This window comes from Streptomyces sp. NPDC051576 (assembly GCF_040681835.1).
Lineage (GTDB): Bacteria > Actinomycetota > Actinomycetes > Streptomycetales > Streptomycetaceae > Streptomyces.
Genome location: NZ_JBFAZO010000023.1, coordinates 23,070 through 34,767 on the forward strand (window position 1 = coordinate 23,070; position 11,698 = coordinate 34,767).

The 11,698-nt window shown below is 67.2% G+C and carries 6 protein-coding genes and 1 pseudogene; 3 read left to right on the plus strand and 4 right to left on the minus strand.

Annotation, left to right across the window (positions count from 1 at the left end):
- Positions 1–49 precede the first annotated feature (49 nt).
- Together AB0M63_RS44450 and AB0M63_RS44455 are read left to right on the plus strand one after the other, a co-directional pair.
- Positions 50–496: a hypothetical protein gene (locus AB0M63_RS44450; protein WP_366023385.1), complete on the plus strand. Its 447-nt coding sequence runs from the start codon at positions 50–52 to the stop codon at positions 494–496.
- Positions 497–573: 77 nt separating this feature from the next.
- Positions 574–1,176, plus strand: a complete 603-nt coding sequence (locus AB0M63_RS44455) for an SMI1/KNR4 family protein (protein WP_366023386.1) — start codon at positions 574–576, stop codon at positions 1,174–1,176.
- Between the two features lie 171 nt (positions 1,177–1,347).
- Here AB0M63_RS44455 and AB0M63_RS44460 read toward each other — a convergent pair whose 3' ends face one another.
- From AB0M63_RS44460 to AB0M63_RS44475, 4 genes and pseudogenes are all read right to left on the minus strand, one after another.
- Positions 1,348–2,421 (minus strand): Dyp-type peroxidase, encoded by a 1,074-nt coding sequence (locus AB0M63_RS44460; protein ID WP_366023387.1) that lies wholly within the window; start codon positions 2,419–2,421, stop codon positions 1,348–1,350.
- Positions 2,418–3,191, minus strand: a complete 774-nt coding sequence (locus AB0M63_RS44465; RefSeq protein ID WP_366023388.1) for a hypothetical protein — start codon at positions 3,189–3,191, stop codon at positions 2,418–2,420. The genes AB0M63_RS44460 and AB0M63_RS44465 overlap by 4 nt, the downstream gene beginning before the upstream one ends.
- Positions 3,179–10,156, minus strand: a complete 6,978-nt coding sequence (locus tag AB0M63_RS44470; RefSeq protein ID WP_366023389.1) for an RHS repeat-associated core domain-containing protein — start codon at positions 10,154–10,156, stop codon at positions 3,179–3,181. The genes AB0M63_RS44465 and AB0M63_RS44470 overlap by 13 nt, the downstream gene beginning before the upstream one ends.
- Before the next feature lie 345 nt (positions 10,157–10,501).
- Positions 10,502–11,335, minus strand: a pseudogene (locus tag AB0M63_RS44475) (3'-5' exonuclease); the annotation flags it as partial.
- A 26-nt stretch (positions 11,336–11,361) separates the two neighbouring features.
- Between AB0M63_RS44475 and AB0M63_RS44480 the strand changes: the two are divergent.
- Complete coding sequence (locus AB0M63_RS44480) at positions 11,362–11,697, plus strand: hypothetical protein (protein ID WP_366023390.1); 336 nt, start codon at positions 11,362–11,364, stop codon at positions 11,695–11,697.
- The last annotated feature ends 1 nt before the right edge of the window (position 11,698 follow it).

Here is an 11,698-nt window from a genome sequence, read left to right on the forward strand (position 1 = left end):
GGGCCCTTCTGAACGCCTGCACCCCGCGCCTCCTCAGGCGTGGCGTTCCGTGGAGGAGTGGCTCGGCCGCGAACTCCCCGCGGACTACAAGGAGTTCGTGGATGGATACGGCGATGCCTTGCTCTACGGCCACCTGTTTGTTCCGCATCCCGAAGGGGCCGACCCCCTCCTCACGTTCATGCGCGAGGAGCGCGACAGCTTCCGGGCGGCCTACGGCGGCCTCCGGGACATTCCGCCGGCCCTGACGGCAGTATGGGAGGACATCGTTCCGTGGGCATACCACGACTGGAACGGCGACGTGTGTCTGCTCTTCCCCGACGCTGGGACGAGGCTGTGGAGGGTGGCCGTGGCATTCCGCCAGTGCCCGGAATTCCTCCTGCTCGACGGAGGCGTTACCGAATTCCTGGAGAAGATCCTGAGGCAGGAGAAACTCCCCCGGGGTTGGCCCGCCAAGGAGCCGCGATGGCAGTCCATGCCTGACAGTCCCGTGATCTGAAGGCATACCAGGCTGTGTTCCACGCGAAGATGGGAACGATGGGGCAGTGCTGACTGCCCGGGGCGGTGACGGAGGGGATGGAGAACTACGTCGAGCGCGTCCTGGAGATGCTCGGTGAGCCCGCGTGGCGGTATCGGGATCCCGAGGCGTGGCGCACGCTGGAGAGAGAGCTTGGTACGGGCCTCCCGGCGGACTACAAGGAGATCGTCGACGCGTACGCCCCGGTCCAGATCAACGGGCACCTGTACCTGAGCCATCCAGCCACCGAACGCTGGAATCTGGGCGAGAACATTCGCACGACGTCCCGGTCCTGGGCGGAGATCGAATGGGACGAAGGGGAGCCTGAGGGAGATCCCCGCATCTCGCTTGGCGTCTCCGAACTGGCCTTCGGCACTCCTGAGGGTCTGATCCCGATCGCGGGAACCGACCGGGCCGAGGCGATCTTCTACGCACCCAAGGGCGCGTCGGGGAAGGGATCGCTCTTCGTGGAGGGGGGCGACTACGAGTTCTTCGAGTTTTCGTGCTCGTTCGCGGAGTGGCTCTACCGCTGGCTGATGGGCGAGGAGATGACGGGCCCAGGCGGCTCCGCCTTCTACCCGGGCCCCGTTGCCCTCCAGGACCTGCCGATGGCCGCGGATGATCGTCCGGAGACGCGGTACGGCCCGCCCCGTGGGATGTGATGGCCGGACAGCAGGTTGAACGGCACCGGCACACGTCGGCCTCCCTGGGGCTGATCTGAAGCAGACTCTCGGCCACAGAGACATCTCGCTGCAGCAACTCGCACACTCTGAGATGTGGTCCTGGTGATGTCGGAAGTAACTCACCGCACCGCAGGTCGCGAGCAAGGATGCCTACTTTGCGCCCACTGCGTCGATCCATGCGTTGCCGGGCGGGGGGACGAAGAAGTAGCCGCCCCCGACCGTGAGAGCGTATTTGGCCATGGCTTCGCCCTGCAGTCGGCGTTGGACGGCTTCGAAGCCTTTCTCCAGGTCGCGTTGGAAACAGGAGAAGATGAGCCCGGTGTCGCCGTTGCCGTGGTCGTAGTTGTATCCGCGGCGGACGAGGGGCGGTGGGTTGCGCCGGTCGGGAGCAGCCCTGCGCACGTGCGCGTCGAGCGGCGTGGTCCTGCCGTGAGGATCGGCGGCGAAGACGGGTTGCTCGGTGCTGGGAGTGCCGTCCAGCCAACGGCCGTTCCTGCGGCGGCCGATGATGCGCTCCTGTTCGTGGATGGTGTCCCGGTCCCAGAAGTCGGTGGCGAGCCGGATGATCCGTATGACCTGGTAGCTGCCGCCCACCGCCCAAGGCGGCTCACCCTGGGCTGCGGTGACGGTCGCACGCTCCTCAACGCCACTTGGCGTGGCGGGGTTTCCGTAGCCCTCGGTGAAATGGAAAGGGTTGCGGGCCAGCCCTCTGCCGTCTTCCGTGCGATTTTCTGGGCGCATGCCGTCTATTCGCCAGCGTATCCGCCACTGAGGCAACTCACGAAGCGCCTGCGCGATTGCGCTCTGTACTGCCTTGGGCGAGGTTCCTGTGATCTGGAGCAGGAGATCTCCGTGCGACTGCGCAGGATCCAACAGGTCCCCAGGAAACGCCGGCATTTGTCTAAGGTGCTGGGGCCTTAACGTCGACGCGGGAAGAGCACTTTCTCCTAGGGCCAGCCAGGCGGCTATCTTGCCGCCGTCCATTGTTTTAATGACATGGTGTGCGGCATGCAGCGAATCGCCGCGGTGGCTTCTACTGATGAGGTCGAGAGCCGCTATCTGCGCGTACTGCAACGGGGCTGAGCCCCGCAGAGGAGATGGCATCTGGTTCTGATGCGCGGGATTGTTGCCAGATGCGACGATGCCAGCGGCCGTGATGCCACCTGTGCCGACAGCGGCAGCGGCGACCGAGGCGCGCAGCAATCCTCTCCTACTTGTGGTCATGTGACACCGTCACCCAAGGTTCGCGTCGTCAGGCGTTCGCCGACCTTTTGTAGCGCTGCGTCTGCAGAATCCAGAGCCCATCTCTTCAAAACATTGAGGATACGTCGATCTGTTACGGAAGCAGCGAGAGCCGTGAGATCCTCCGGGCTAGGGGACTCTTCGGTCAGTAGCCGGTTCAAAATGTCCAGGGACAGGTCCATGCCGCACGCCGTATACAGGGTGGCCATGTTGGGATAGAGGCCTGGATCACCGTGGAGAGCACTTCTGGTCAGGGACTTAGCGACCTCTCTCCTGATTTCCTCCGGGGCGTCATCGACGAGCCCCCATACGGAATCGATCGAGGTTCCGCGGCCTCCGCCTGCGACCAGCCAACTCAAGAGTATGGCGGCATCGGGGGACTCGTAAAACCTGCGCTGCGCCATTGTGTTGCCCGGTTCCGCGTGCCGAGCGGCTGTCCACCGTGACATAGCGTCAGGAAGATCGACGGCATGGTCGGCGAGTTCTAGATCATCCCGCCTGATATCCAGTCTCACGCGGCCATCATGTGTAACCCCGAGGACGAGAGCTCGTATCTCTGCGCCCATACGGGGCCAATTTTCCCCACTGGTCGAAGTCGGGGCTATGTGTCCGAGATCGATGTAGCCGCGAAACTCTTCGTCGATTTCTACAATCAGTCCGTAACTGCGATGTGCTGTCACGGTACAGCAGATCGTTGAGTATCGCGGGAATCTCTCTTTGAGGCTGTTTTCCTCTTCCACTACGGACTCCATGGGTACCGATCAAATGTGTTCAGCTCTTCGAACAGCTCCCGGGGGATCACGTATTCGATGTTATCGGGAGTGATGTCCGGGTAGCGATTAATGGTGCCCGCCTCGATGTGCCGTTCCAGCCATTCTGTCGGAACCTCGATTCTGTAGCCGGGGCCGTGTGTATCCGTGTGCCCCCTGAGGAAGTCTAGGACGCGTTCCGCATTTCCGAAGTAGGCCGACCCGTCATCGAATTCGTTCCGCGGGAACCGGTCGAGGTCCAGTCCGTGTGTGATCTCGTCTGCGTGCTCGTGTCGTGCGACACGGTAGAGCGGGGTAGTGCAGTTGTGGACCAGGACAGCCGTGGTACCAGCTGCTGCGTAGTAGGTATGGAAGCCGTCGACCGTGAGGTTGTAGACCGAGGTCGTCTGGACGCGGTGGTGGACGGCGGTGATCTGGACCCAGGTGCCGGCGCTGGTCTGCAGCCACTGTCCGGCCGCGAGGTCTCCAGCTTCGACCCACTGGTGGAGTGCCGGGACCCAGAAGGGGTGGCCCTCAGTGGCCGTGAGGGCGTTTGTCTTAGTCCCGGCGGATCCGTCGGTGTCGAGGGTGATGTCGACGAGTTGTTTGTCTCCGTCGCCCTTGATCAGGGCGGTGACTTTGCGGGGTCCGGTTTCTCCGGTGTCGGGGTCGGTGGCGAGGACGATGTCGCCGATGGCGACGTCCTTGATGGGTTTGCGGGTGCCGTCGGCCATCAGGACGGGGGTATCACCGGTGAAGCTGTTGGGGGTTGCGCATCCGGCTACGCGGGAGCCTGCTCCGCCTTCGGCGAGGGCGCCGAGGCCTTCGCCGAGCATGCCGGCGAGGCAGCCAGTGGCGGCGGATTGGCCGACCTGTCCCCAGTTGACTTTGCGTCCGGACAGGCGCTGGGTGAGCCAGTCAAGGCCGCCGTCCATGAGACCCCCGACGACGCACGCGGCGATCATGGGGTTGTTGCCGGAGGGGTCGGTGTAGGTGGTGGGAGAAGAGAGGGCGTACTCGTAGAGGTTGGTGCCGCCGGCTTGGCCGCTGGGGTCCTGGGAGATGAACCGGCCGGTCTGGGGGTCGTAGTAGCGGTCGCGGTAATACAGCAGGCCGGTGCCGTCGTCCTCGCGGCCGGTGAACGTGTACGGGCTCGTCGTTGCCGCGCCGGAGGCGGTGGGCGTGCCATTGGGGTCGTAGGCGTAGGTGGTCGCGACCGTGCCGTCGGAGTTGGCGAGGCCGACCACGCTGCCCAGGGCGTCGGTCAGGTAGACCTGGGTCTTGCCGCTCTCCGTGCGGGTGAGGAACTCATCCAGCCCGGAGGTGGTCACCGTGGCCTTTGTGGTTCCTGAACTGTCCTGCTCCGCCAGTGGGTTGGTGCCGTCGGTCAGGTAGCGGCTGGTGGTGGTGCCGGTGGTCTTGGAGATGCGGCCGCCGAGCGGGTCGTAGCCGAACGACGAGGCGGTTCCGGCTTTGCTCAGGCTGGTGAGTTCGCCGCGGGTGTTCCAGGTGTAGGTGCGCTGGCCGTCGCCGGTGAGTTGGCCGTTGGCGTCGTAGGTGAACGTGCGCCCGTCGTAGCTGGTGATCCGGTTGTCCTTGCCGAACTGTGTCCCGGTCTCGGCGGCGGGCAGGGCCACCTTGGCCAGCGAGCCCGTCAGACCGGTCTGCAGGGCGCGTTCGTCCCGCGTGTACGTCAAGTTGCCGATGGACTTGGTGCCTTGGGCGTATGAGATGGAGGTGATGAGGCCGGTGGTGTCGTAGCCGGTGGTGCGGGTGATGCCGCCGGGCAGCGTGGCGGTCTTCTCTCGGCCCACCGCGTCGAGGCCGAGGGCGACCTGCTGCGATCCCGAGGTGACGGACGTGAGCATGCTCGACTTGTCGTAGCCGTACGTCGTGGTCGTTGCGGCTGCCGTCATCTGGGTGCGGCGGTCGTCGGCGTCGTAGACGTAGCCGACAGTGCCGGTGGGGCCGGTGGTGGAGGCCAGGCGGTTGTGGGCGTCGTAGGTGAAGGACTGGTTGCCGGCCTGGCTGTCAGTGATCTGCTGGGGCCGGTCTTTGCCGTCATAGGTGTAGGTGACGGTCGATTCTGCCTGGCCCAGGTCGTCGACACCGTACTGGACGGTCTTGGTGCGCCCCAGCAGGTCGTAGTCGGCCGTGGCCGCCTGTCCCGACCGGCTGGTCGCCTTCTTCAGGAACCCGGCCGCGTCGTAGGTGAACAGTGCCTGCGCGCCGAGCGGGTCGGTGGCCGATTTGGGGCGGTCGGCGTCATCGTAGGCCCAGGCGGCGGTGTTGCCACGAGGGTCGGTGAGGGCGGTGAGGTTGCCGTTGTCGTCGTAGCCGAGGGTCGTGGTGTCACCGAGGGGGTCGGTGATCTCCCGTGTCTGGTTGAGCTGGTCGTAGGTGACCGTGGTGAGCGAGCCCGCTTCGTCCGTCAGGGCGCTGACGCGGCCGGCGGCATCCGTGAACTGCTTCGTCGTGCGCCCCTCGGCGTCCTTCACCGCGGTCAGGTCACCGTGGCTATAGGTGTACTGGGTTTGGGCGTTCGCGTTGTCGGTGACGGTTTTGACCTGGCCGTCCGTTCCGAAGGTGAAGGCGGTGGCGCGGCCTTCCGGGTCGGTGGCGGTCTGCAGGTTGCCGGTGGCGTCGTAGGAGAAGACAGTGGCGTTGCCCAGGGGGTCGGTGGACTTGGTGGGCTGGTCGTAGGGACCGTCGAACGTGGTCGTGCCCGTCGAGCGGGCATCGGCCGTGCCGGCCAGCTCCAGAGCCGAGGTCACATGCCCGTTGGCGTCGTAGGACAGCTCGGTGCGCCGCCCGTAGGGGTCCACGACCGCGGTGACCCTGTGGTTCGTGCCCCGTTCGTAGACCGTCTTGCGGGCCAGCGTGGTGCCGTACGCCTCGGTGTCGGTGACGCCGAAGCCGGAGTCGTCGAACTCCACCCGGCGGATCGCCCCTCCCGGCTGGGTCACCTCGGCCGCTGTGATCTGGCCGGTGCCCGTCTGGGTGTAGGCGAAGGAGTACTCCTGCCCCTCGGGCAGTGTCTGGTGCTTGACCCGGCCGTCGGCGTCGTAGGTGTTGCTCAGGTAGACGATGCCGCGGGCGTCCTTGGCGGTGGCGATGCGGTTGGAGGTGCCGTCGTAGGTGTACGAACTCACCTTGCCCGCCGGGTCGGTGACCGTCTGGAGCCGCCCGGTGCTGTCGTACGTGTAGGACGTCGTACGGCCGGTGTTGTCCCGTGTCCCCGTGACGCGGTGCTGGCTGTCGTAGGCCAGCGAGATCCAGCGCCCGCCGGGCGTGGTGATGTTGGTGACGTCGCCCTTTGTTCCGTCGGACCGGGTGAGGCGGATGACGTTGCCGAAGCGGTCGCGGATCTCCCTGAGCGGCCCGTACCAGGGGAAGACATAGTCGGTGCCGTCGCGCAGGCGCAGGTGCCAACCGCCCGATTCCTGCTGGATCTTGGAGCCGTTCAGGGCGGTGGGGGTGCCCTGGGGTTCGAAGACCGCGTCGCCGTAGCTGGTGCCTGCCGACGTGCGGACGAAGTGGACCTTCTTGCCGCCCGGTATATACAGGTCCACCTCGGTGTAGAGGTGCTGGGACTGCAGATACATGTTGTACGACAGGTCGCGTCCGATACCGAAGGCGCGGGAGCGAGAATCGCCCTGCCAGTAGGTGCGGGTGACTTCGGCCGGGCCGAGCGGGTCCGTCACGCCCAGGTCGGTGCGGGAGTCGGTGAGCAGGCCGGTCTGAAGGTCGACGGGGTCGCCCGAGAGCCAGTCGAAGATATCCGCGATGCCGGAGATGTCGAAGGGGATGATGTCCGAGACGCTGAGCATCGCGCCGGTGAAGGCCCAGATGCGGGTCTTCTTGTCGGGGACGACCTGCTTGCCGTCGCGGGTGACGGTGCCGTGGCCGTAGGTGTGCCAGCCCTTGCCCGCAGGGTCGTAGGCGAGGAAGTCGATGCGGGCGCCGGGGGCTTCGTGGGTGTAGTTCGGGTAGACGACCTGCGCGCCCTCGGGGAAGACGTAGGTGCCGCCTGGCTGGACGGTGAAGAACACCGGTACGGCGCTGTTCTTGGGCAGAGGGAACGGCGGCCGGTCGACCGGGATCGCGGTGATGCCCAGCTCGGTGACCGTCTTGCCGTGCTCGTCGCGGATCACCGAGCCCTTGGGGATGCGGACCTCAAGCCCCGGGATCTGCGGGGTGGTCAGCGTGATGTCACGCTTGGCCGGGGCGTCGAAGGTGACGGTGTGCTTGGTGTCCAGCGGGGTCATCCAGACCGGAAAGCCCAGGTCGGTGCTGTGGCCTGCCACCGGGTGGATGCGGATGTCGTAGCGTCCGTGGGTGCGCTGCCGGGTGTTCGCGCTCGCGCCGTCCACGACCACCGTGGTGGCGTCGGCGCTGGTGCCCGCAAGGACGAAGCGGCCCTTGGCGTCGGTGCGCGTGGTCTTCGTGCCGGCGCGGACGGTGACCTTGGCCAGCGGTGTGCCGTCCAGTTTGAGGACATGCCCGCTCAGCGCGGTGCTGCCGGGCGGGGCGCGCAGCCGCGCCGGAGCCTTCGGGGCGGCGCCCCGGCCGGTGATCCAGTCACGGCCCTTCAGGTTCTCGGCGCCCGGCTGCCAGGCGTCCGGGCCCGTGGGCACGATACCGGCTGCCTTCTTGGCCTTGGCCGCCTTGACCTCGGCCTGCTTCTGCAGGGCATCGCACTTGTCGGCGTGCACCTGGACCGAGTCCGGGATAGGGAGGGCGAAACGCAGGCTGAAGCAGACCGCGTTGAGTGAATAGTGCGGTGCGCCGGTGGTGAGGGCTGTGGTGGCGGCCGCGGCCGTCGCTGTTTTGAGCGTGAGGTCGACGGTGCCGGTGGCCGCATTGCTGGGATTGATCCGCACGGTGTAGGTGCCGGACTCGGCAACATTGGTCAGCGCGATGGTTCCGGAGGCGCCGGCTGCGATCAGGCGGTTGCTGATCACCGTGGCGCCGGACGGCGCGAGCACGGTCACCGACAGGGTCTTGGCGAACGTGTTCGCCGCCAGCCCCAGTGACAGGTTGCTGCCCGCCTGCGCGCTGAACGAGGCGTTGATGTTTTGCCCGGGCCGGGCCACTGCCCCTCTGACGGCAGCTGCGCCGAGGGTCAGGGTGCCGATGTCCGCGGGCTTCGACAGGGTCAGGGTCACCTTGCCGGTCCCCACCTTGTAGCCGGCCACGCGCACCGTGTAGGTGCCGGCGGCCGCCAGGGCGGCGCTGTCCCAGTCGGCGTCACGGCCGGGGGCCGCGGTGAAACTGCCTACGCTGCTGCCGGTCGGCCCGGTGACCGTGACCGTGACGTACGAGGGCACGGTGGTTCCGGTGGCGCCCAGGCTCAGATAGTCCCCGGCCTGCGCGGTGAAGGTGACCTGGCCGTCCTGACCGGGCGAAGCCAGGTCCAGGGTGGTCGACGCCGCGGTGGGATCGAGCGTGCCCTTGGCGTAGTGGGCGAGAGACAGCTTCACGGTGCCGGTACCGGCGGAGTCGGGATCGCAGCGCAGCGTGTACTGCCCGTCCTGAGGCAGGGAGTCGACGTCCGCCGAGTTGCTGTCACCGTTGGGCACAGGCAGATAGGTCGACTGCGTGCCGTCCGGGAGATAGATGTAGCAGCGCAGGTATCCGCCCATCGCCGTGCCGTCGATGCCGAGGCTCAGTGAATCGCCCTTGGCCGCGGCGAACGTCCAGGCTCCGTCCTGCCCCATCCGCGACAGATTCGTGGTCACCGTCGGCCCGCCGAAGGCCAGCGTCCCGCCGGCCGGCGCGGACAGCAGCACCGCGACCGAACCGACGTCGCTGCTGCGCGGGGCGATGACCAACTGGTACGTCCCCGGCTCCGGCAGACCGGTCACCTCCCAGTCCGCCAGCGTGCTCAGGAAGTTGGAGGCCGCGACAGTCGTACCCTGTGGCGAGACCACCGTGATGTCGGAGCGGGAGGTGAACGAGGCCCCCTGCAGACCGAACCCGATCGCATCACCTTTCTCGGCGTCGAAGAGGATCCGCGCCTTGTGCCCGGGGGTCACCACCGAGACCTGTGACGGATCCGGGTCGGTGACCGCGGCGCGCATCGTCGTGTCGAACAGCGCCTCCTGAGCGTCCTGGGTGACGGTGAAATCGCCGGGCGCTGTCGCTGACCCGTCCGGGGTGTCCAACGCCACGCTTCCGGTACGGGCGTTGGGCGGAACCTCGACCGTCAGCGAGGTAGCAGTGTGCGCCTTGACCTCGGCGACGATGCCATTGAACCGGACCACATTCTCCGTCGCGCTCGCAGCGAATCCGGTGCCGGAGAGGGTGACTTGGGTACCGGACACGCCGGATACCGGGTCGATCTTCGAGATGGCGGGACCGGCTGAGGCGACCGTGAACGACTCCGTCGCCTCGACGCTCGAACCACCGACGGTGACAATGGCCTTTCCACTGACCGCGTCCGCCGGAACGGTCACGACGAGACGGGTCGCGGAGGCCGAGGCGACGGCTGCCGCCTTGTCGCCGAGCGTCACCGTGTTGCCGGCGGCGGTGGCGGAGAAGCCGGTACCGGACAGAGTGACCTTGGCGCCGGGCGCGGCACGCACGGGGACCACCGACAGCACGGACAGTGTGCTGGAGGCGAACCGGTCGACCCCGAGCCGGTTGCCGGCCTTGTCGTAGCGGTAGCGGGCCGTCTGTCCAGCCGGGTCCGTGACACCGACGAGACGGCCCACCGCGTCATAGGCGTAGACAGCGTTGTCGGTGGTCGGCTCGGCAGCAGCCGCATCCGGCTGCGCGGAGGAGACGGCATCAGGCCGGGGCGTCGTCGTCCCGGTGGACGGGGCGGACTTGACCGAATCCGGTTGCGGAGGCAGTGCCTGGTTAGACATGGTCCCCGTGGCCAGCGCGAGCACGAGCGTGCCTGCCGTGATCAGCCGGTACCGGCCCTGTCTGATGGCACGAAAGACCCCGCCCCGTGACCGCATGCGCCCTCCCCAGAGCACCGCATGGGACGCGCACGCCCCATGACCCCCACACTCATCGCGCGATGCGTCACACCGTAGGCACTGAAGGTCATGTACGCGACATGTGCGTGGGATGTGGCCGAGACCGGCCTTACCGCACCGGCGCCGCCGGAATGGTGCCTGCACGGACGGCGTCTGTGCCTCTGGCTGCGGCGGACCAGCCTGAGCGAGACAACAGGGCCACCAAGTGGAAGGCGCGGCAGCGGTACGGCTGATGGCTCGAATCCGGCGAGGGGGCGAAAGCCGCACTCAGCGGTCGGACTGTGGCGCGCGTTGGCTGGCCCTGCTGCAGTTGCGCCAGGAGTTCTAGGCCTTGCCCGGTGCGGTGGGGTGGGTGTGGATCCAGGAGAGGCCGCCGAGGTCGAGGTGGTGACGGGCGCGGGTGACGGCGACGTAGGCGAGGCGTGCGTCGGTGTCGCTGACGGGTTCGGGGACGGGGCGGCCCTGGTCGTCGTGCTGGTCGGTGTCCTTGGGGGGCGGGAAGTCGTCGCCGATCTGGACGGTGGGCCATTCGCGGCCTTTGGCGGTGTGGGCGGTGCAGACAGTGGCGTCGGCGTCCTTCTCGTCGGTGAGCTGGTTGACCGCGGTGAGGATGGCGTCGGGGCCATGGGTGTCGATGAGGTCGACGAAGGGCTGCAGATCGCGTCCGGCGGGATCGTGGGCGGCATAGTCCTGCAGTTCGCCCCAGGACGAAAAGAGGACGAGTTCGGGGTGGGTGGTGCGTTGGCCGTCTTTGAGGGTGCGGGCTGTGAGGGCGAGCGCGGCCAGCTGCTGGCTGCCGCGGGTGAGGGCGACGCGGTGGCCGGCGGCGAGCAGGCGCATGACTTCGGTCATGGCGTCGATGTTGGTCCGGCACAGCACCGCGTCCGGGCGGTCCAGGCCGCCGACTTCGGTTGCGATGGTGTCGGTGCCGGTCAGGCGGATGGGGGCGTCGGCGAGTGTGAGCCACCGGTTGGCCTCCTCGGCGATCAGGGGGCCGAAGCGGAAGGAGCGGGTCAGGGTGAGGGGAGTGGCGTCGAAGCCGGTCATCACGTCGCGGGCGCCGCGCCAGCCGTAGATGGCCTGGGCGGAGTCGCCGACCACGACGAGCTGGGCGTGGCCGCGCTGGGCGGCGAAGACCTCCTCCAGGACGAGATCGGTGATGTCGAGGAAGATGGAGGCACCGTATGACGGGTCCTTCCTACACGTCGGACCCGGCGGAGATCGTCAACGGCAGTCGTGTCATCGAGGATCTCGGCGGCTATGCCGTGGAGGTCGGTGTGTCGGCCCGTGCTGCCCTGGCGGACACGAGTTGGACCGGCGATGACGGCTATGGCCGGCAGCTGAGGAAGGAGTTCGTCCGGACCCGTGACTCCGTCCTCGCTACCATCGATGCCATCGCCGCGGGTATCTCGGCCGTGGGTGAGGGCACTCTCGGTAATCTGCGCTCGATCCGGGGTACCCAGGGCGGGATCCTGGACGCCATCCATGAACAGGGCGGGCGGAGCGGGAGCCGACCGTAAC